Below are 21,823 nucleotides of genomic sequence, written 5' to 3'. Positions count from 1 at the left end.
AACTTTTAATAAAGCTCTTTAACTTTACTAAGTTTTGTTTTCCAAAGTTTTAAAGCTTGTTTATGTGCTTTAATATTGTTATGGACTTCTTTTACTAACGGATTATCATCATCAACATTAGTGAAAAATTGCAAATTATTTTCTAATTGATTAATTTGACCTTTAACCTCGTCTATTTTCTTTCTAATAAAAACGCGTTCATTATCAAGGTTTTTATTGTTGTTATCACTACTACTTAAATTGTCTAATTTGTTTTCATACTTAATCATTTCAATTTCATTCTTCTCCATTTTCAAGTTAGAAAACAAATTATCTAACGATTTATTAAACTTGCCTTCAATATAACGTTTATCGTTTGGTACTCTACCAATACTTTTCCATATATCAATTTGCGTTTTTATGGTTGATAAATCTTTATTTTTATCTCCAGTTAAACTTAAATCTTTCAACGTATTTAAAAGCTCTTGTTTTTTGTTGTAGGCATCAACTTGTTCTTGACTTGCAGCATTTCTTTTAGAATGTAGTTTGTCAAAATAATGATTACAGGCCGCTTTAAATTGTTTCCATATTTTATCACTGTCTTTACGCGGCACATGACCAATTTTTTTCCAATCGCTTTGAATTTTTTTCATTAACGCTGTAGTTACTTCAACGTCTTCACTGTTTTTGTTGTCTTCAGCAATTTTAATGAGTTCAAGTTTTTTTTGAAGATTATCAAATTGTTCTTTCTTTAAACCTTTATAAAAAGCATTTTTATTTTTGTTAAATGTTCTTACAGCATCTTTAAATTTTGCCCAAGTCGCTTCGTTAACTTTTATAGGTACTTTACCAGCATTAAAGAAATCGTTGCGAAGTGCTTCAACTTCTTTTATTTTTTTTTGCCATGAACTATGAGAACCACTTTCTTGAGTGTTAATAACCTCTATTTTAGCAATAATATCAAGTTTGTTTTCAAGATTTTTTTCATAAACCTTGTCTATTTCTTTGTAGTAATCTTGTCGTTTGTCGTTAATTATTTTTGTTGCCGCTTTAAAACGCTCCCAGATTTCTTCTCTGTGTTCTCTCCCCACAGGACCAAGCTCTTCTTTCCACATTTTATGAAGCTCTTGCAACTCTCTAAAAGAACGCATTACATTATCATCTTGTGCTAACTCTTCAGCACGCTCAATAATTTTTAATTTTTTATCTAAATTGTGTTTAAAGTCTAAATCGCGTAAATCTCTATTCAAATGTAAAAAGTCGTAAAACATTTCTACATGATGGTGGTAAGAATTCCAAGCGTTATTGTATTTGTCTCTAGGAATTGGGCCTGTATTTCGCCAACGTTCTTGTAGCTCTTTAAAGTGTTTATATGTGGTATTTATATTTTCTTCAAGATTAAGCAAGCCTTTTAATTCTTCAATAATCTCGAGCTTATCGGCTAAATTTTGCTTCAAGTTTTTCTCTAAACTTTTATAATGATCGTTTAGTTTATTTCTATATTCTTTATAAGTTTCTTTGAATCGTTTTTGAATAGGCGAGGAGTAATAAAAATCTATTTCGTTGCCACCATCATTTAAAAACTCTGTTTTTTTCTCGTCTAATAAGGCTTGAAACTTAGTTTTAAACTCATTATTTATCTCATTTACATGAGATTTTATGGCTTGAATCTTTTCATTTTTTATTAGTTTTTCTAACTCAATAGCTAAAGATTCTAACGACATTTTATCGTATTCTTTTACTTCAATAGTATGTCGTTCTTTGTTGCCTTCATCTTCAGCATCTTCAGCATTAGATTCTTCAATTTCATCAATAACATCTGCTTTCTCATCAGACCCCTTTTCTTCCTCTGTATCTTTAGAATTGTCTTCTTTTACAGCATCAACAATTTGAGATGAAGCTTCACCATCGTCATTTCTTTTTGTCGCCTCTAAAGCAGGTTCTTCATTAAGTTCTGATGATGTGTTTTGAGTAATATCATCATTATTAATGGGTTGTTTGTTTTCTTCTATTCCGTCTGCTTTTTGCAGGTTATCTATCTCAGACATTTTAAAAAATGTTTAGGTTCGTTTAATACTTTAAAGTTTAAAGATAGTAACAACTCTAGTATTTACAAAGTGGAAGTACTGCTTTTAATACTTTGAGTAGAATTTTTATTACAAATCCCAAATTGACCACGCTTTTTTAGCTTGAAATTTTAACATATCTAACCCATTAATTATGGTAGCACCATTAGTTTTTCCGTAATTAAGAAATTTGGTTTCTTCAGGATTATATATTAAATCGAATAAAATATGAGTATTGCTAATAGCTTTATAAGGTAAATTTGGACAATCGTTTACATTTGGAAATGTGCCCAATGGCGTACAGTTTATAATAATTAAATGCTGCTTTATAATATCTTCTGTTAACGAATGGTATGTATAATCAATACCTTGTGAAGCTGTTCTTGATACATAACTATACTCAATGTTTAGCTCCTTTAAGCTATAGGCAATGGCTTTACTTGCACCGCCTGTACCCAAAATTAAAGCTTTTTTATGATGGGGTTTTAAGAATGGTTTTAATGATTTATTGAAACCATAACTATCTGTGTTATAACCAACAAGTTTTCCTTTTTTTGTGATTTTTATGGTGTTTACTGCTCCAATAGCTTTGGCTTTTTTGTTTATTTTATCCAAAAAAGGTAGCACTTGTTCTTTATACGGAATAGTAACATTTAAACCTTTTAAGCCTTTTGTGTTTTTTATTATTGAAGGAAAAGAATCGATAGAATCAATATCAAAATTCTCATAGGTTGTATTGTTAATATTTTCATCTTTAAACTTTTTTTTAAAGTATGCTTTTGAAAATGAATACGATATGTTTTTTCCTAAAAGGCCTAATTTGTTCATTTGATTTTTCTAGTTTTTTTGCCATAAACTTCAAGTGCTAAAACTATAGTGATACCTAAAACAATAAATGCAACAGCATAAAAGGTTTCTGAGTTTAGCTCTGGCATAAAGCGTTTGTAATTAGCAATTATTTTTTCTCCAGTAGAATCTAATATAAGACTACCATTATCATTTATTTGGTAAATTGTTTTTTTCCAGGGCCAAACAACACCTAAGGACCCAACTATAAAACCAATAATAGCAGAAAGTGTAATACTTTTGTAATGCTTTAAAATATAGCTTAATAGATGTGAAAACGTAACTAAGCCTGTTACAGAACCTAAAGTAAAAACAACCAAAACTTTTAATTTCCTGATGCGCTCTGAGTTTTCAATAAAATTAAAATTACCACTAAAAATATCTGAAACTGTATCGTATAAAGCGTTAACAGAATCTACTAAAAGCAACACATAATTTCCTAAAAGAATAAGAATAAAAGAACCAGAAAACCCAGGAAGTGTCATACCGGAAACACTAATTATTCCGCAGAAAAAAACAAACCAAAGATTATCATTTTCTTTGGCAGGATTTAAAAAACTAATGCTTAAACCTACTATAATGCCAATGAATAATGATAGATATGTTTTGTAATTCCAATCTTTAAAATCTTTATAGATGTAATAAATAGATCCGATTATCATGCCAAAAAAAACACTCCAAACAAATAGCTCGTAATGTTTTATTAAATAATCTAAAATTTTTGAAACACTAAAATAGCTAACTACCATTCCAAAGAAAAGTAACCCTAAAAACCGACCGTTTATATACTGATAAAAACTTTTAAACCTGCCATTAATAAGCAATTTAAAAGCTTTACTATTTACTTTTTGTAGCGAGTAAATAAATTCTTCGTAAAAACCAGCAACAAAAGCTACCACACCACCAGAAACTCCAGGAACTTTGTTTGCAGCTCCCATGCCTAATCCTTTAAGAATAAGAAATAGTTTGTCTGTAAAAGTTCTGGTACTTTGCATTATTGTTTTTTCGAGCCTAGTTTTTCAAGAATAAAAATAGTTAAAAAACCTAGAATCATTAAAATAATCGCCATTGTGATTTGGCTTTCTCCTTCAAAAGTAAAAGGAGAAATGCTTTCTTCTAATAAGGGTGTTTTGATTCCTTTTGAATTGGTATGCCATGTTAAAGTTTTTTTCCAAGGCCAAACTTTATTTAAAGACCCAAAAATAAACCCAGTAAGTAATGCTAATGTTATATTGTGATGATGTTTAAATAGCCATTTTAAAACACGACTAAAGCTTAATAACCCTATTATAGCACCAGTTGTAAAGATTACTATTTTTTTTATATCAAAATCATGTAGTGCATCACTTAATGTTTTATAAGCACCAAGAATTATTAAAATAAAAGAGCCCGAAATACCTGGAAGTATCATAGCACAAATAGCAATTGCTCCTGCTAAAAACAAAAACCACGGATTGTCATTGTTTGACAGAGCGGGTAGGGTAGTAATATAAAAAGCTATGCCTGCACCAATAATAGAGCATATTACTACTGCAATGTTCCACTTAGTTATTTGTTTACCAACAAAATAGATGCTTGCTACGATTAAACCAAAAAAGAATGACCATATTAAAACAGGATGATGCTCTAATAAATATTTAGCAAGCCTCATAAACGATACGAAACTTACAATAATACCCAGTAAAAGTGCTGTTAAAAAGTTACCGTTGGCTTGTTGCCAAAACGCTTTTATACCTTTAGAAAAAAGGGTTTTAAATAATGAAATATTAACATTACTAATAGTAGAGATTAACTCTTCATAAATACCAGAAATAAAAGCAATGGTGCCACCTGAAACTCCAGGAACAGCATCTGCTGCACCCATAGCAACTCCTTTAAGTGAAATGATTAAATAGTCTGAAAAACGTCTTTGCATACTTTGTTATTTTTTGAGAAAACCAAAGGTATGCATTTTAGCTAAACGTTTGTTTAAAGATTTGTTTTTAGTAAGTTTTTTACTAAGATTTTATTAGAAACTTCAGGAAAAAGTTCTTCAAGAATAAAATTATATTCTTCATTGTGCTTTAAGCCATTTTTTAAATAAAATGTACCTTTATCATTTTCGTTTAACGAAAAGTAGAGTCCAGCTAATCTATATTCTAATTCAGCATTTTCCGGATAAAACTCAATAGCTTGTTCAAAATTATAAACAGCAGCTTGTACTTCGCCTAATTTAATTAGTAAATCGCCACGAGATAACCAAGTGTTCAATTCATAATTACCTAATTCTAAAGTTTTTTTGTATCCACGTTCTGCTTCTTCATATAAATTTAATCTTTGATTAATTTGCGAATACAATTTCCAATAAACTACGTTTTCAGTATCAATATTGATGGCTTTATTGATATAATACAATGCCTTTTGGTAATTCTTTTTTTTATTATAAAACTTTGTAATGGCTATCCAGCCTTTATCTAATAACGGATCTTCGTGTACAGTTTTGTAGTAATATTGAACCGCTAAATCATCATTTTTTAATTTTTCGTAACAATTGCCAATTCGTAATAATGCAAACGATGTTGGTTCGTCTAGCTGAAGAGAAATATTATAATTTTCAATAGCATCTTCGTAACGCTTTAATTTTTCAAGAACTTTTCCGCGTTCTAAATATGCACCAACAAAAGTATCATCAGAAATAATAGCAAAATCGTAAGCTGTTAATGCCTTTTTATATTTTTTTAAAATAACATATTGTTTCCCTAGTTGATGCCATGCTACTTCACAGTAAGGGTTTTTATCTAAAAATACGTTTAAGTATGAGATTGCATCTTCATTTTGATTAAGAAATTCAAAACAGTAAATAATGTTGTAAAGTGCTGAGTAGTCATCTATATCTTGCTCTAAACATTTCATAAAAAAGGTCTTAGCGTCTTCAAATTGATCTAAAAAGAGATATTCCATTCCTATTAAAGAATATAAATCTACAACATCGTCGGTAAGCTCTAATGCTTTTTTTAAAACCTCAATAGCTTTTAAATGCTCATCTTTTTTTGATAAAACATTGGCTTTCTGAATATAAATTTCTTCGTTAAACGGGTCTAAATTATAAAGTTCGTTTAATAAGGCATCGGCATCGGGTAGCTTATCTTCAAAAACATAGATTTCTACTTTAAACAACTTTAAATTAATAGAAGTAGGGTGCTGATCTAATCCTAATTTAATGGCTTTTTTTGCTAAAGCAATTTTGCCTTGATTAAGATAGTGGTGAATGATGTTTTCAAATTCTTCTGAATCGAAAAACAAAACATGGTTTGTTTTTAACATCGATTCAAACTTTGTAAGAGGCAAATTGTTGTTGTCGTTATGACTAAACTCCATAAGCACATTTGTAAGTTACTTCGTTAATAAAATTAAGGTTCTATTCTAATTTAAAAGACTTATATCTTAAATCTTTTTAACAAAGTAATCAACAGTTGTACCGTAAATGTAAATTTATTTTTGCTTTGTTTTGATTTTCAAAGGCTTGAAGGTTAAATCTCTTGTTGTAAAACATTCAAAATATCAATAATAATGTTGCATCCCTTGGTGATTTCTTCATTTGAAATGGTAAGAGGGGGTGTAATTCTTACAGCTTTAGACTCAAAAAGCAACCAAAAAAGTATTAAACCAGCATCTTGACACTTAAGAATTAGTGCATTTGTTATAGCATCAGAAGGTGTTATAATGGCAAGCATTAATCCCTTACCACGGATGTCTTTAATTAATGGATGCACTAAAAGTTTTCTGAAAAGTTGCTCTTTTTCTAAAGTTTGTTGCATTAAATGACTTTTGGTAACTTCTTGTAATGTTGCCAAAGCTGAAGCTGCAATAATGGGGTGACCACCAAAGGTTGTAATATGTCCTAGTTTTGGGTTATCACTTAATAAATCCATCAATTTACTGGAAGCAGTAAACGCTCCAATAGGCATGCCTCCGCCTAAACCTTTGCCCGTAACTAAAATATCTGGAATGCAGTTGTAATGTTGAAAACCAAAAAGTTTACCCGTTCTGCCAACTCCGGGTTGTATTTCATCTAAAATAAGTAAAGCACCAACTTCATTACATCGCTTTTGTACTTTTTGCAAGTAATTATTTGAAGGAACGATAAATCCCGCGCCACCTTGGATAGTTTCTAAAATCACGCAAGCAGTTTTAGTAGTTATGTACTTTAAACACGACTCTTTATTAAAATCAATAAAACGAACGTTTGGTAATAATGGACGGAATGCTTGCTTGCGTTCTTCAAAACCCATCACACTCATTGAACCCATAGTGTTTCCATGATACGCTTTATTTGCTGCAATTATTTCGCTTCGTCCTGTGGCTCGTTTTGCTAATTTTAAAGCGCCCTCAATAGCTTCGGTTCCAGAATTTGTTAAATAGGTTTTTTCTAAAGGTAAAGGTAGATGTTCAGCTAATAATTTTGTGAGTTCAACTGCTGGTTTTTGAATGTACTCACCATAAACCATAACATGCATATATTTATCTAATTGCGATTTTATAGCGTTTACTACCCTTGGGTGATTATGACCAAGTGTACAAGCCGAAACACCTGCAACAAAATCGAGATATGCATTATTATTAGTATCATAAATATATGAACCGTTAGCGTGAGAAATTTCCATGGCTAATGGATGAGGTGAAGTTTGGGCTTGATATTTAAAGAAATCATCCAACATTTTTTTATTGTTGATTTATAACACTTTTAGGATAAATTAATTTCTTTTCGTCTTTTTTCTTTAGGTTTTTTGGTAAATTCCTTGAAGCTTTAGGTTTTCCTTCTTCGGTTGGTTTAGCTTCACTGTCTGCTTTTTTAATGCGTGCCATTAAATCTTCATCAAAAAAATCTTCTTGAGGCATATAATCTTCAAGCCCTTTTATAACTGGTAAAACTAATGGCGGGTCGTTTTTAAATAAATCTTCAACACTTTTAGGGCGCTCATCTTCTCTCCAATCAAACCCTTTTAAAAGCTTTTCGTTTTTTGGATATTTAGATTCTGGATAAATGTCGCCATCTATTTGATTGATTTTTCTAACCTCTTGAATATCTCTATCTTCTATAAAGATTTTAATACTACCAGATTTCGACTTATCAATGCCTACTAATTCATTTTCATCATTCCTAAAATAGTAAATAGATTGTGCGTTTTTTAAAATATCTACAACATGTAGCTCATTATTTTCATTAAATAAACCAATTAACGTTTTGCCATTTATTTGATTGTAACCAGTACCTATTGTGTCTTTACTAATTAAAAAAGCATTGTTAAATACAATAAGCGAATCTAATTTTTCGGTTTCAGGGTTCGATTTTAAATGAATAGTATCACCAGTCATTTGGTTATTAATATTCCAAAGAATAGGCTTTCGTTTTACAGAAAAAGCATCATTACTATCAAATTTTGAGATGTTTATAAGTTGAGTTAAACCATTTTCTTGATTTGTATGAATAGAATCTGCTTTAGCACTCATATCTATTTTAAATAGGCGTGCATTTCTAAAAGCTCTGGTAATTCTTTTTTCTGGTTTACCTGTAACCATAAGCGTATCGGCGTGAATATAAATAGAATCTTTTTGTTGTACCGTAATCGCTAATGCCCGTTTTGTGATAAACATCGAATCTTTTTCTTTAAAAACTTCTGCATAATGTCCTTTTACAATGCTTTTATTTAAAGTATCGGTTACGGTAATATTGTTAGTTGCCGATGCGAAACTGGTGTTGTTATCAAAGTATAAACTATCGCCTTCTACGGTTCTATTTTCGTAATCTATTTTGGCTTTTTTTACGGCGTATCCAATTTTATTTTCGGTATCGTAAAAGCCTTTTTCGCAATAGGTTACACTTTCGGGTGTTGTTATAGTAGAAGGTCCAAATAAATAAGCGTGTTTGGTTTCGTCATAAAAATCGAAATAGTTTGATTTTACTGTAGTACTATCGTTTTTTAAAACTACATCTTCCACAAACTGATATTTTTTAGCATCCATGTAATAAAGCCCAATTTTACTAGTAATGGTTCCAGATGAATCAATGGCTACATTGCCACCATTTCTATAAAAGGCTTGTTGTTTTATACGGTCAAAATATAAGGTGTCTGATGAGATTTTTGAATCGGGGTTTTCTAAAATCACATTACCACTAGCAAATGCTAATTGTGTTTTGCCGCTATATTCTACATATTTAGATGTCATATTAATCGTGTCGCCTTGTTTTACGATAACGTTTCCGTAAGCTTCAACAAAATCTTCATTACCATAATGAATCGCTTGATCGCACCACATGTTTATACCGCCGTGGATAATATGTACTTGCTGTGAATCGTCTCGTGTTAAAACTTTAGCACCAGGATATTTTTCTTCATCAAAAGTTAAAAACCCAGTATATTCTATATTGATTTTTTTTTGAGCTTGACAAAACTGGGATTGACCAAAGCAAACAAAAAGCAGAATATAAAAAAAATGTGTTAGTTTCAAAGTAAAATTGTTTGTAGCAAAAATAACGATAATAATAATGTTTAATTATCTGTTATGTTTTTTTTATGATTTTAAAGTATGATTATTTTAGTTTTTTTATACTTAGAAATAGTTGCTCTATAACGGCACTCATTTTATCAATATCTAAAGTCTCAATGGTATCGTTTTGTGTGTGGTAGTTTTTATTTCTATAAAAAGCGGTATTTGTAATCATTACAGCAGGGTAATTAAAATTCCAATAGTTTAAGTGATCAGAGAAATCTACACCTGCTACTAAACTAGATCCTTGAAAAGATTTAGTTTTAATAGTTTGTTGCTTTTTCATTAGTAGTTCAATTTGTTTTCCAAACGCACCACTTTTTTCACTTTGCACTACAGTAATAAAATCGGCAATAGTACCATATTCTATAGTCATTTCTGGTATTGGATAATTTTGAGATCCTTTTTTTTGACTGTAATACCCAATCATTTCTATACAAATCATACCTTTTACAGGAATGTTGTTTGTGTGTAAATAGTTGGCATGAACATAGCTTCCCATTTGTTTGGTTCTAAAAAATGGAGGCTCTTCTAAGGTGTAGGCTACAAAATCTATTCTGTATTTTAATTGCTCTTTTGAAAGCAAGCGTGCTAGTTCAAGTAATCCTACAACGCCACTAGCATTATCATCTGCCCCTTGTTGATTGCCACATACATCATAATGCGCCCCAATAATAATACGCTTTTTGTGCTCCATACCAATGGAGCCAATAACATTTTTATAAATGGCTCCGTTTACTTTGTATGGTTGGAAAATAACGGAATCGCAAACCTTGGTTAGTTCAGATTTTATGTAATTTGCTACAATATTGAGAGATTTTATATTTTGGTAATTTCTACTTTTTGGAGTTTGGGTTATTTTAAATAAATCGGTTTTAATTCTGCTTTTGTTTGTAAGTTCTAAGGTATTTATAGGATTGTTTTGTGAATAAACACAGATTGAGAATATTAACAATACGATGAATAATAGGTGTTTCATTTATTTAGAATAAAACCTTTATTTTTTTAAACGATATAATTTATACATCACAATGAAAGATAAAATTAAATAGGTTACTGTCGTTAGAAAAAAGAACCATTGCTTTTCGTAATATTTATAAATTCTTTCATCATTTAATAATGAAATAATAATCAAATATGATAAAAAATAACCTATATAAACTAGATAATTGCTTTTAACTCTCTTAGTAAAAACAAATGCTAGTAAACTTATAACTCCAATAAAAGAAAGTATCGGAATAATAGTATGTACAAAGTTTTTAAAAGAAAAGTAGATTAGATAAAGTATTGCCCCAAAAAACATTGGAATAGATATATGTTCTCCATTTTTTGTTATTAACATAAAGATGAGAATAGAGATTGAGGTTAGTTTAACTATTATATTGTCTTTCATTTTTTGTTCGTTCTCATAAAAATTAAGTGTAGAAGAAAAATAAAGATTATGATAAAAATACTTACATATAAATAACTTATAATATAATAAGTATCATAGACATGAATGTTTAATGCCTTTTCTTTTAATATTACACCTAAAAAAAAAATTACTGATGATATTACAATTGTTTTTTTCATAATGTTTAATTTAATTATCTAGTATAAAAGTCATCTAAAAAGAAAGCATTATAGAAGCTAAATTTTTTAAATCCTGAATTTTGAAAACTTATATCTGGAATTATCTTAAAAAGTAACCTATGTGGAAACGGAGTGAGATTAAGGTTTGTATTCAAGAATTCTTTAATGCTATGAATAATTTCTTTATAGTTTTTTTCCTCTAATTCGACTTTCCTTTTGGGGTTACTTATTCTTTTTTTATAATCTTCACTGCGCTTTGTTTCCAAAACATGAATAGTATAATATGGTATCAATAAACTTATATTTATGCATATTGAATGCATTATGTTTTTTTCATAATTATCATTTATTAATTGAATGTTATAACATCTATCTTCACTAACAAATAATGTATAATCTTGAACACTTAAATTTTTATTCTTTTTAATGTAATCAAATAAAAATCTTTTTAATTTTTTAGTGATTAGATTTTCTTTAGTTGCATTCCCAATAAGCTTTTTTAATCTTATGTACTCAGGACTGAAATGATATTGATGTGAACCTGATTCGATTTGTCTAGGATAATATCTATACACAATATCTAAAAATTTATTTTCGTCTGATATATTCATTGTTTTTTAATTAACTTGTTGTACATTTTGAATTATTTGATGTAATTGTATCGAGAACTATTTTAAAAGCTAAAAAAATAATTCACGATATTAATTTCATTTATTTATAAAGTTCACTCGAATTAACAAATTTTATTCAAAATGAAAATAGATTTAATTACAATTATCAGATCCAAATAAGGTCGTTTTATAATCAGTTGGTGTTTGGTTATATCTATTATTTCTAAAAGTTATTCTTCCACCGTCAGTTTGTTGTTGAAACTCACTTTTTAGCTTATCTTCAAACCATAATCTTATTTGAGTTTCACTAAACCCATGTTTATCTTTAAAATGATGAGCAGTTGTTTTTATTGCTTCATTTAAAGCATTTGCAGCAATTTCAGCAGCTGTTCCTGAACTCACTTTATTACCGAACCTATCATTAATCCAAGTTTCAAATAAAACAGGAGAATTTATATAATCACGAATCCTATAAATTGTAAGATTCGTAGGATTCACTGTATATGTAGCTATACCAAATTGTATTCCTTGTACTAAAGATGCTTGCCAATTATCTCCAACCTTCTCAAATTTAAAACTTTTGCAACTAGGAGGTATATCATCTAAAACACAATTCCCATTACCATCTTTAATATAGCCTTCAGAACAACCTGTACTACCAGAACCACCTCCACTTGACCAAGAAAGACCAGTAGGTATACCACCACCGCCTTGGTAATATATAATTTGAAGAGGGAAATTAATAGTTGTTGGCTTCTTATTTACAGTTATAACTACTTCTTCGCCTTCCATACCACAAGCAATACCCCAACAATCTTCTTCATCTCCGTCTTTAGAAAATAATTTTTTTGAGGATTTTGATTCGGTAGATGTAGGTTTTAGGAATCTTGATACTAATACATCATCAACAACTCTAAAGGCATTAATGTAGTTGCCATCTAAATCTGTGATATAGAGTTTTCCTGAGAATTGTTTGGTACTTGAATTTTCATCTCTTACCATGCTGAAAATTACAGATTCGATAGAACCATCTATTTTTAGTAATAAAATTCGACTATAAACATTTTGGTATTTTGTATACGCAGGAATTATAGTAAGCAATTCTTCACTGCCAATAATTTTTTCATGAGAAATAAAGTCTAGATTTGGAATAGCAAAATGTTCTTTTTTTGATTTTGAATTTTTTGAAAAATTGTCAATACTAAATAAATTTTGAGCTTCAGTAATGCTTACGGTTTCAATATTGCTTTGTTGTTCTGTAGTTATCTCTTCTTTATCACAGTTTGTAAACACTATGGTAATGAATAGTAAAAGAATTGTTTTTAAAAATGTTTGCTTCATGTTATTTTATTTTTGTTAATAACCTGAGTTCGATTAATAAAGAGTCAACTGATTAGACTTTACAGTCTGATATTTTATAGAAGGTTTCTTAGGCAAAAAGCTATATGCGATAAGGCCTGCAACTATATTTGATAAGAAATTAGTAAAGCTTCTATGTCTAGAGTGTTCAATTTGACAAATATTTTTGAGTTCATCATTTACCGTTTCAATAACAGAACGTTTTCTGAGTAAAATTTTATCACTCATTGTCATTAAATAATTTTTCATATTGTTTTTGATATGCGTAATTAAATGCAATCCATCGGCAAAAAGCAATTGCATTAAATCTTTTCCGACATAACCTTTGTCTGCGTATAATTTACCATAAATTTTATCTAAAAAAGACTTCTTTTTTAGTGGCGTTCTATCATCAACATTAGCTTGGGTTATTGTAAAGTTTAGAATCTCGCCTTTATCATTTATAACGATGTGCAATTTAAAGCCATGGAACCATCCCATAGTGGATTTCCCGGTAGTTGCAATGCCTTTGAATACTTTGTTGTTCTTGATTCGTTTAGGTTTACAAACTCTAACAAGGCGTAGAATCCACAAAAGAAATACCAGTAGAATCGCCTAAACAGCACGTCTTTAAAAACAAAGTCATTGGCATGAGATTTTGCTGCATGAGTTCTGTAAATCTATTGTATGAAACTGTAGCTGGAAAATCATCTCGCATATGCTTTTGCAGGTAATAAATGTAGAAGTGCTTAAAGGTTCTAAAACCACTGAGCTGAAACAAAATGGTAATAGTGATCACCTCGCTATTTGACATAACAGATGGACGTTTTGGAGGATTTCCCAAAAGATGTTTATCGACTATTTGGTCATATTCTTTACAAAATTCATCAACAAGACAGAAAATTTCAGTAATTTTAGAGTGGATTATCATAGATAGATTTTTAGATTAATAAATTGAAAATCAGAACTTTAATTTACTGAAAATCTATCTTTTTCACTAATAAAAAATGCCTAAATATTAATCGAACTCAGGTTAATAGATGAAACAATATTAGTGTTTGTATTATCAAATAAAGTCCAGTTTATATATAAAGTTAAGGATTTCGGACACCTTTTTTATACTCCATAGGTGTTTTTCCTGTAAATTTTTTAAACGCTGTATAAAAACTAGATTTAGAGTTAAAACCTGATTCTAAACCAATAGCAACTATAGTATAATTATTATAATCGGAATTATTCAACATCCCTTTTGATTCTTCAATTCTTAATGAATTTATATAGTCATTAAAGTTCGAGTCAGTATTTTTATTTATTAGTTGTGATAGATAGCCTTCACTTAAATTAAATTCTTGAGACAAAATTTTTATAGATAAACTTGGATTTAAGTAGGACTTGTTTTTTAAAATGGAAGAATTAATTTTTGAGAAAGATAATGAAACTTTATTATTTTTTTGTTGCTTGTTAGTAACCTGTTTATTTAAAATCATGCCTCTTATTTTTACTCTCTCATTATATAAATGCCTTTGTAAAATAGCTGAATAACCAATCCAATAAATTAAAATGGATATACCAATCCATAGAGGATAGTATTTATAATAACCTTTGTTAAGATAGCTTTCGAATAAGTTAAATGATAAAGCCCATAAAAAGCATAAGATAATACCTAAGATTAAACTGTATTTTAACCATTTGGTTTTTATCAAAACCTGAGTGGATTTGTATGCTTGGTTTTTCTTTTCATATTTCTTTAAAATAATAAAAATTAGAATTATTAGAACCACTGAAAAAATTATTGAAATGTATTCAACAATTATGTTTAAAAATTTTACAATGAGAATTTCACTGCTTAAAGTGTTTCTTAACATTAAGTAAATAATACTAAACAAAAAAGGTGTAAAAATATATAGAATATGTTTTTTTAAAACTTTTTGTTGAATAAAGCTTTTTACAAAAAAATAAAAAAAAGGAAGCATTAAAAACTCAAAAGGAAAATATAATATAGTATTATTTTCGTATAGATACCTAGGTATTATATTGGTGTCAATTAGCCAATATTGTAAATTGCTTAATGATAAAGATAGAATTGTAAATGCTAGAAAGTTATTGGTGAAAGATTTTAGGTTTTTATTTATAAGTATAATTAGGCTAAAAACAAAGCCATGTATAACACCCGCGATTATGATGATGTTGTAAATATTAAAATTTAAATCATTCATAAATCAAATATAAAGAAAAAGACTACTTATAAGTAGTCTTTTAATCTTATTTTAAATATTTGTTTAAGCTTTTAAGAAACTAATTGTCCTCTAAAAATAGTTTGTTTTCTATCTGGACCAACAGATACGATGGTAATAGGAATTTCCAGTTCTTTTTCTAAAAACTCAATGTACTCGTTTAAAGCTTTTGGTAATTGAGAAGTTTCAGACATTTCAGTTAAATCTTCAGTCCAACCACTAAATTCTGTGTAAATTGGTTCAACGTTTTCTGGATCGATATTGTAAGGGAAATGTTTTATAACCTCTCCTTTATATTTATAAGCGGTGCATACTTTTAAGGTTTTAAAACCAGAAAGCACATCGCCTTTCATCATCATTAATTGGGTTACGCCATTTACTTGACAAGCGTATTTCAATGCAATTAAATCTAACCAACCACAACGTCTTGGGCGACCTGTTGTTGCACCAAATTCGTTACCAACTTTAGCCATAGTTTCTCCATCTTCATCAAATAATTCGGTTGGGAATGGGCCAGAACCCACGCGGGTTGTATAGGCTTTAAAAATTCCGAAAACATCACCAATTTGATTTGGTGATACACCTAAACCTGTACAAGCACCTGCCGCAGTTGTATTACTAGATGTTACAAACGGATAGGTTCCGAAATCGATATCTAGTAACGAACCTTGAGCACCTTCGGCTAAAATAGTTTGTCCAGATTTTTGTGCTTGATATATATATTCTTCAGAATCGATAAATTTTAATGATTTTAAAACTTTTACAGCTTCAAAAAATTCTTTTTCTAATTCGGCTAAATCATATTGAACATCAACATTATAAAAGGCAATCATGGACTCATGCTTATTGGCTAAGGCTCTATAGCGTGTTTTCCAATCGCTCAATTCTAAATCGCCAACGCGAATACCGTTACGACCAGTTTTATCCATATAAGTAGGGCCAATACCTTTGAGGGTAGAGCCTATTTTTGCTTTCCCTTTTGAGGCTTCGCTAGCAGCATCTAACAAACGATGTGTTGGTAAAATAATATGGGCTTTACGAGAAATCAGTAAAGATTTTCTGTAATCAACACCCTGTTCTTCTAATTTATCTAGTTCTTTTTTAAAGATAACAGGATCTATTACCACGCCGTTTCCTACTAAATTTGTAGCATCGTCGTGAAAAATTCCAGAGGGAATGGTATGTAAAACGTGTTTTCTTCCGTTAAAAACTAAAGTGTGTCCAGCATTTGGACCGCCCTGAAAACGTGCAATAATGTTGTAGTTGGATGTTAGTACGTCAACAATTTTTCCTTTGCCTTCGTCTCCCCATTGTAATCCTAGTAGTAAATCTACTGCCATTGTAAAAATTAGTTATTTGGTTGATTTTCTATTTCCGTAAAAATAAAGTGAATGATTATTTATTTCGATATCGAAAACTTCTTCGATGGTTTTTTTTATGGATTGAATTCGTGGGTCACAGAACTCAATAACTTCACCAGTGTCTGTTAAAATAACATGATCGTGTTGCCTATCAAAATACGATTTTTCGTAATGTGCTTGATTTTGCCCAAACTGATGTTTTCTAACTAATCCACATTCTAAAAGTAATTCGATGGTGTTGTATAATGTAGCACGAGAAACACGATACTTTTTGTTTTTCATGTTAAGATATAAAGATTCTATATCGAAGTGTTCGGTGCTATTATAAATTTCTTGCAGTATAGCGTAGCGTTCTGGAGTTTTTCGGTGTCCGTTGTTTTCTAAAAAGCCAGTAAATACGCTTTTAACTATATCTTGATTTTTTGTATCTGCTTTTGCATTCATAATTTCATCGCAAATTTACACTTTTTTTAGAGACTGTTTAGAAATATATGATTGGAATTTTCATAGATTATTTTTGAAGCAATATGAGGCAAAATTTTTAAGCATATCGTAATATATGGTTAAAAATTTTAACGAAATAGTGCGTGAAAGAAACATAAAAAACAATTAATGTGTTTTTAAAACAATCTCTTATACTCTAGTAACCTTATCTATACCATTAATTTTTTTAAGTTTTTCTAATAACTTTTTTATAATAGTATTGTTTTTTACAACCACATTAATTTTGCCAGAAAACAATCCGTCATCACTTTCAAAACTAATACTTTTCATATTTACATGCATGTTTTCTGATACAATGCTGGTAATTTCGTTTACTAAACCTATGTGGTCTATTCCTGTTAGCACAATTTTAACCAAAAACTCCTGTTGCGAAGAGTCTACCCATTTTGCAGGCATAATTCGGTATGCATAGTTAGATTGTAAGCTTACTGCATTTGGACAGTTTTTTTTGTGCACCTTAATACCTTCATTCACTGTTAAAAATCCGAATACATTATCGCCAGGAATTGGGTTGCAGCAGTTTGATAATTTATAATCTAGTTTTTCTTCCTCCTTACCAAAAACTAATGAGTCATATTTTGCGGTGACTTCATCTTTCTCTAAATCTTCTTTTTTTATGGTTTGCTTTCTAGATATTTTATTTTTTATAAAACTCATTAAAGCATTACTTCTGGAGGAAGCATAATCTTTAAGCATCGAATTATCTATAGTACCAATACCCACTCTGTAAAATAAATCGAGACTTGTTTTTAACCTAAAATAATTTACTAATTCGTTTACAGATGCTTCATTAAGCGTTATTTTTAACTGTTTTAGTTTTCGTCTAAGAATTTCTTTGCCTTCTTCTCCAATTTGTTTTTTATCTTCTTTTAAAGCAGATTTTATTTTGCTTCTAGCTCTTGCTGTAGTGGCGTAATCTAGCCAGTTTGCATTAGGTTTAGCCGATTCTGATGTTAAAATGTCTACTTGGTCGCCACTTTGTAATTCGTGACTTAAAGGCACTAACTTTCCGTTTACTTTTGCACCTCGTGTTTTCATACCAACTTCGGTATGTATGCTGAAAGCAAAATCTAAAGAGGTTGCGCCTTTGGGTAAAGATTTTAACTCTCCATTTGGAGTAAATACAAATATTTCTTTTGAATATAAGTTTAATTTGAATTGTTCAACAAAATCTACAGCATTAGTATCTGGATTTTCTAAAGCCTCTTGAAGTTTGTTAATCCAAGTTTCTAAACTATCTTCTTTTTCACTATTTTGCTTGTATTTATAATGCGCCGCATAACCTTTTTCTGCAATTTCATTCATACGTTCACTACGTATTTGCACTTCTACCCAACGTCCTTTTGGACCCATTACGGTAATATGCAACGCCTCGTAACCTGTTCCTTTTGGCGAAGAAATCCAATCGCGAAGACGAATAGGGTTTGGTCTAAAATTATCGGTTACAATAGAGTATATTTTCCAAGCTAGAAATTTTTCATTGACTTCATCACTTTTGTATATAATTCTAACGGCAAACTTATCGTAGACTTCATCGAACGAAACCCCCTGATTTAGCATCTTTCTACGTATAGAGAAGATGGATTTAGGTCGCCCTTTTATAGTGTAATCCATTAATTCTTTATCTAAAGAATTTTTTATAACCTCACTAAATGCTGCAATGTATTTGTCTTGCTCTTCTTTACTTTCTTTTATTTTATTTAAAATATCGTTGTAAACTTCAGGTTCGGTATATTTTAAACCCAAATCTTCAAGCTCAGTTTTAATATTATACAACCCAATTCGGTGGGCTAAAGGTGCGTAAATATATAAGGTTTCGGATGCTATTTTTACTTGCTTGTCTGTACGCATAGAATCCATCGTTTGCATATTATGAAGTCTATCGGCAATTTTTATAATGATTACACGCACATCATCATTTAATGTAAGCAGCATTTTACGAAAATTCTCTGCTTGCAACGACACATCCATATCTTTTTTAAGTGATGATATTTTTGTGAGTCCATTTACAATTTTAGCAACAGTTTCTCCAAATAAACCTTCAATATCTGATATAGAATAATCTTCGCTATCTTCAACCACATCGTGTAGTAATGCAGCAGCAATTGAGGTTGCATCTAAACCAATTTCTTGAGCAACTATTTTTGCTACAGCAATTGGATGAAAAATATAAGCTTCACCAGATTTTCTGCGTTGGTCGCTATGTGCATCAATAGCAACATCAAAAGCACTACGGATAAGCTTTTTGTCTTCTTTACTAAGTGTTCGGTAGCTTACTTTTAGTAGTTCTTTGTAGGCTTTGGTAATGGCAATATTTTCTTTTTCTAAGGCTTCCTCTGTCATAAATTAAAAGTAGCATAAAGAAAATTAACAGCCAACACGAAATATGGTTTTTTGTAACTATTTTTAAGAATTTAAAAACTGTATTAATTTAAAAATGGCTTTTCCACGATGTCCGATACTGTTTTTTAGACTTAAATCCATTTCTGAAAACGTAACATCGTAGTCTTTAGGTTTAAAAATAGGGTCGTAACCAAAGCCCTTTTCACCATGTTTAGTAGTTGTTATTTCTCCTTTACAAATACCTGTAAATGTATACTGTTTGTTGTTTAATTGTAAAGCAATTACTGTTTTAAATTGTGCGTTTCGATTATTTTTATGGTTTAATTTAGTAAGCAACTTATTCATATTGTCGTCAGCATTTCGTTGTTCTCCAGCATAACGTGCCGAAAACACTCCAGGTTCACCATTTAATATGTCAACTTCTAAGCCTGTATCGTCAGCAAAACAATCGTAGCCATAATGTTGTTTTACATATTCTGCTTTTTGGATGGCGTTACCTTCAATCGTGTTTTGGGTTTCAGGAATATCTTCAAAACAATCAATATCTTTTAAGCTTAAAAGTTTAATGTGTGCTGGTATTAAAGCTTGTACTTCTTTTAATTTATTTGAGTTGTTGGTAGCGAAAACGAGTTGCATAAATGTTGATATAAAAATGAATAATCAAAAGTAAACTAATTTAGGTTTAAAGCTTTTTCATATCTTTAAAATCTAACCGAAACCAATATGACTGCATTCAACTCTCCTCTCGAAGCCTTTATGCATTGGGAAAATAAAACACCAAACCGTACTTTTTTAAAGCAACCTATTAACGGAAAGGTAATTACTTATACGTTTAAGGAAGCAAAAGATGAAGTTTGTAAAATAGCTTCAAAACTAAAATCGTACAATTTACCAGAGCATAGCCATATTGCTTTATTGTCTAAAAATTGTGCCCATTGGTTGCTTTCAGATTTGGCTATTATGATGGCTGGTTATGTGTCAATTCCTATTTATCCCACTTTAAATGCCTCATCGATTCATCAGATTATAGAACATAGTAAATCTAAGGCTATCATTATTGGAAAGTTAGACGATTTTGAATCTCAAAAATCTGGAATTCCCAATATTCATAAAATTAGTGTTGGAGTCTTTGGAGAAAACGAAGGCGACTTATGGGAAGATATTATTCAACATCAAAAACCATTAGAAACATTATCTAATATTGATGTCAATCAATTGCACACCATTATTTATACATCTGGAACTACCGGAACACCAAAAGGCGTAATGCACAGTGTTGGTAATATTATGGAAAGTATGCGTGTCATTAAGTCTGTAATTAAGTTGCCTCCATTACCACGATTGTTTTCTTATTTACCTTTAGCACATGTTGCCGAACGCATTGGTATTGGAACTCACGGCATTGTTATTGGTGCAGAATTTTCGTTTGCAGAATCTTTAGAAACGTTTGCATCAGATCTTGAAAAATGCCAACCACACTTGTTTATGGCAGTACCAAGAATTTGGGCTAAGTTTCAAGAAAAAATATTAGAAAGCATTCCACAAAAAAGATTAAGTTTTTTATTGAAAATACCTTTGCTAAATAGTTTAGTGAAATCTAAACTGAAAGAAAAACTAGGTTTAAAAGATGCTTCTTTTATTGTTTCTGGTGCTGCACCTTTATCTATTAGTCTAATAAAATGGTTTAAAAAAATTGATGTTACTATTTTTCAAGTTTATGGAATGACTGAAGACTGTATTATATCGCACGCCACAAGACCAAATGAAAATAAGATAGGTACCGTTGGAAAAGCTTTAGATACTGTACAGGTTAAGTTTTCATCAGAGGGCGAGATTTTAATAAAAAACAACTGTTTAATGAAAGGCTATTACAAAGCACCAGAAATCACAGCAAGTGTTTTTGATGATACTGGATTTTTTAAAACAGGTGATAAAGGGGAGTACGATCACGATGGCTATTTAACCATTACAGGTCGTGCTAAAGATGAATTTAAAACCGATAAAGGCAAATATATTTCGCCTTCTAAAATTGAGATGCTACTGTCTAAAAACACAGACATTGAGCAAATATGTGTGGTTGGAACCGGAATTCCTCAACCTATTGCTTTAATCACTTTATCTGAACTTGGTAGAGCAAAATCTAAAGAAGCCTTATCTAATTCACTAATTGAAACGGTAAAATCTATAAATCCAAGTCTAGAAAAACACGAAAAAGTTGAGAAAATTGTAATAATGAAAGAAGACTGGACGGTTGATAACAGCTTGATTACACCTTCATTGAAAGTAAAACGTAATAGTATTGAAAAAATACATCAGCAGTTTTATACATCGTGGTTTGAAACGAATGACAAAGTAATTTTTGAATAAAACTATATATTTATGATTTTATTATGATAAAAATCATCTTTGAAAAGATGAAACTTTTTTAAATTTGAGTGTAC

At 30.1% G+C, this 21,823-nt stretch carries 16 protein-coding genes and 1 pseudogene; 1 reads left to right on the top strand and 16 read right to left on the bottom strand.

Features of this window, described 5'->3' with window-relative positions; translation table 11 throughout:
• Positions 1–5: 5 nt before the first annotated feature.
• The 16 genes and pseudogenes from RG22_RS02560 to RG22_RS02480 all read right to left on the bottom strand — a co-directional run bounded on the left by RG22_RS02560 (position 6) and on the right by RG22_RS02480 (position 20,018).
• Complete coding sequence (locus RG22_RS02560) at positions 6–2,027, bottom strand: DUF349 domain-containing protein (protein WP_034040604.1); 2,022 nt, start codon at positions 2,025–2,027, stop codon at positions 6–8.
• A gap of 108 nt (positions 2,028–2,135) precedes the next feature.
• Positions 2,136–2,873: a shikimate dehydrogenase family protein gene (locus RG22_RS02555; RefSeq protein ID WP_034040602.1), complete on the bottom strand. Its 738-nt coding sequence runs from the start codon at positions 2,871–2,873 to the stop codon at positions 2,136–2,138.
• Positions 2,870–3,886 (bottom strand): DUF368 domain-containing protein, encoded by a 1,017-nt coding sequence (locus RG22_RS02550; protein ID WP_034040601.1) that lies wholly within the window; start codon positions 3,884–3,886, stop codon positions 2,870–2,872. The genes RG22_RS02555 and RG22_RS02550 overlap by 4 nt, the downstream gene beginning before the upstream one ends.
• The gene (locus RG22_RS02545; protein ID WP_034040599.1) at positions 3,886–4,806 is read right to left on the bottom strand and encodes a polyprenyl-phosphate transporter; all 921 of its coding nucleotides are present in this window, start codon (positions 4,804–4,806) and stop codon (positions 3,886–3,888) included. Before RG22_RS02545 ends, RG22_RS02550 begins: the two co-directional genes overlap by 1 nt.
• A gap of 53 nt (positions 4,807–4,859) precedes the next feature.
• On the bottom strand, positions 4,860–6,248 hold the full coding sequence (locus RG22_RS02540) for a tetratricopeptide repeat protein (protein WP_034040597.1): 1,389 nt from the start codon (positions 6,246–6,248) through the stop codon (positions 4,860–4,862).
• Positions 6,249–6,400: 152 nt separating this feature from the next.
• Positions 6,401–7,588 (bottom strand): aspartate aminotransferase family protein, encoded by a 1,188-nt coding sequence (locus tag RG22_RS02535; RefSeq protein WP_034040595.1) that lies wholly within the window; start codon positions 7,586–7,588, stop codon positions 6,401–6,403.
• A gap of 4 nt (positions 7,589–7,592) precedes the next feature.
• Positions 7,593–9,380, bottom strand: a complete 1,788-nt coding sequence (locus RG22_RS02530; RefSeq protein ID WP_034040593.1) for an OstA-like protein — start codon at positions 9,378–9,380, stop codon at positions 7,593–7,595.
• Between the two features lie 82 nt (positions 9,381–9,462).
• Positions 9,463–10,398, bottom strand: coding sequence for a M28 family peptidase (locus RG22_RS02525; RefSeq protein ID WP_034040591.1), 936 nt, complete (start codon positions 10,396–10,398; stop codon positions 9,463–9,465).
• Between the two features lie 607 nt (positions 10,399–11,005).
• A complete protein-coding gene (locus RG22_RS02515) occupies positions 11,006–11,602 on the bottom strand; it encodes a hypothetical protein (protein ID WP_034040589.1) in 597 nt (198 codons plus the stop codon).
• 153 nt (positions 11,603–11,755) lie between these two features.
• Positions 11,756–12,943 carry a hypothetical protein gene (locus tag RG22_RS02510; protein ID WP_034040588.1) on the bottom strand — a complete coding sequence of 396 codons (1,188 nt, stop codon included), beginning with the start codon at positions 12,941–12,943 and terminating at the stop codon, positions 11,756–11,758.
• A gap of 33 nt (positions 12,944–12,976) precedes the next feature.
• Positions 12,977–13,871 (bottom strand): annotated as a pseudogene (locus RG22_RS02505) (IS982 family transposase).
• 163 nt (positions 13,872–14,034) lie between these two features.
• On the bottom strand, positions 14,035–14,427 hold the full coding sequence (locus RG22_RS17920) for a helix-turn-helix domain-containing protein (RefSeq protein ID WP_162183629.1): 393 nt from the start codon (positions 14,425–14,427) through the stop codon (positions 14,035–14,037).
• Between the two features lie 800 nt (positions 14,428–15,227).
• Complete coding sequence (locus RG22_RS02495; protein WP_034040584.1) at positions 15,228–16,514, bottom strand: adenylosuccinate synthase; 1,287 nt, start codon at positions 16,512–16,514, stop codon at positions 15,228–15,230.
• A 12-nt stretch (positions 16,515–16,526) separates the two neighbouring features.
• A complete protein-coding gene (locus RG22_RS02490; protein WP_034040583.1) occupies positions 16,527–16,979 on the bottom strand; it encodes a Fur family transcriptional regulator in 453 nt (150 codons plus the stop codon).
• Between the two features lie 189 nt (positions 16,980–17,168).
• Entirely contained in the window at positions 17,169–19,382 is a 2,214-nt protein-coding gene (locus RG22_RS02485) for a RelA/SpoT family protein (protein WP_034040582.1), read from the bottom strand.
• A 63-nt stretch (positions 19,383–19,445) separates the two neighbouring features.
• Entirely contained in the window at positions 19,446–20,018 is a 573-nt protein-coding gene (locus RG22_RS02480; RefSeq protein ID WP_034040581.1) for a non-canonical purine NTP diphosphatase, read from the bottom strand.
• 87 nt (positions 20,019–20,105) lie between these two features.
• Between RG22_RS02480 and RG22_RS02475 the strand changes: the two genes are divergently transcribed.
• Entirely contained in the window at positions 20,106–21,749 is a 1,644-nt protein-coding gene (locus RG22_RS02475; RefSeq protein ID WP_034040578.1) for an AMP-binding protein, read from the top strand.
• Positions 21,750–21,823: the final 74 nt, after the last annotated feature.

It is taken from the genome of Wocania ichthyoenteri Th78 (genome assembly GCF_000789235.1).
Taxonomy (GTDB): Bacteria; Bacteroidota; Bacteroidia; order Flavobacteriales; family Flavobacteriaceae; genus Wocania_A; species Wocania_A ichthyoenteri.
The sequence above is the reverse complement of the archived record's forward strand: the minus strand, read 5'-3'. Positions and strand labels throughout refer to the sequence as shown.

Bases quoted from the DNA above. Each gene is read 5' to 3' on its own strand.
- RG22_RS02545 (WP_034040599.1), bottom strand. From the start codon at position 4,806: ATGCAAAGACGTTTTTCAGACTATTTAATCATTTCACTTAAAGGAGTT.
- RG22_RS02525 (WP_034040591.1), bottom strand. From the start codon at position 10,398: ATGAAACACCTATTATTCATCGTATTGTTAATATTCTCAATCTGTGTT.
- RG22_RS02480 (WP_034040581.1), bottom strand. From the start codon at position 20,018: ATGCAACTCGTTTTCGCTACCAACAACTCAAATAAATTAAAAGAAGTA.
- RG22_RS17920 (WP_162183629.1), bottom strand. From the start codon at position 14,427: ATGATTTTAAATAAACAGGTTACTAACAAGCAACAAAAAAATAATAAA.
- RG22_RS02515 (WP_034040589.1), bottom strand. From the start codon at position 11,602: ATGAATATATCAGACGAAAATAAATTTTTAGATATTGTGTATAGATAT.
- RG22_RS02485 (WP_034040582.1), bottom strand. From the start codon at position 19,382: ATGACAGAGGAAGCCTTAGAAAAAGAAAATATTGCCATTACCAAAGCC.
- RG22_RS02535 (WP_034040595.1), bottom strand. From the start codon at position 7,588: ATGTTGGATGATTTCTTTAAATATCAAGCCCAAACTTCACCTCATCCA.
- RG22_RS02560 (WP_034040604.1), bottom strand. From the start codon at position 2,027: ATGTCTGAGATAGATAACCTGCAAAAAGCAGACGGAATAGAAGAAAAC.
- RG22_RS02550 (WP_034040601.1), bottom strand. From the start codon at position 3,886: ATGCAAAGTACCAGAACTTTTACAGACAAACTATTTCTTATTCTTAAA.
- RG22_RS02555 (WP_034040602.1), bottom strand. From the start codon at position 2,873: ATGAACAAATTAGGCCTTTTAGGAAAAAACATATCGTATTCATTTTCA.
- RG22_RS02495 (WP_034040584.1), bottom strand. From the start codon at position 16,514: ATGGCAGTAGATTTACTACTAGGATTACAATGGGGAGACGAAGGCAAA.
- RG22_RS02490 (WP_034040583.1), bottom strand. From the start codon at position 16,979: ATGAATGCAAAAGCAGATACAAAAAATCAAGATATAGTTAAAAGCGTA.
- RG22_RS02475 (WP_034040578.1), top strand. From the start codon at position 20,106: ATGACTGCATTCAACTCTCCTCTCGAAGCCTTTATGCATTGGGAAAAT.
- RG22_RS02510 (WP_034040588.1), bottom strand. From the start codon at position 12,943: ATGAAGCAAACATTTTTAAAAACAATTCTTTTACTATTCATTACCATA.
- RG22_RS02540 (WP_034040597.1), bottom strand. From the start codon at position 6,248: ATGGAGTTTAGTCATAACGACAACAACAATTTGCCTCTTACAAAGTTT.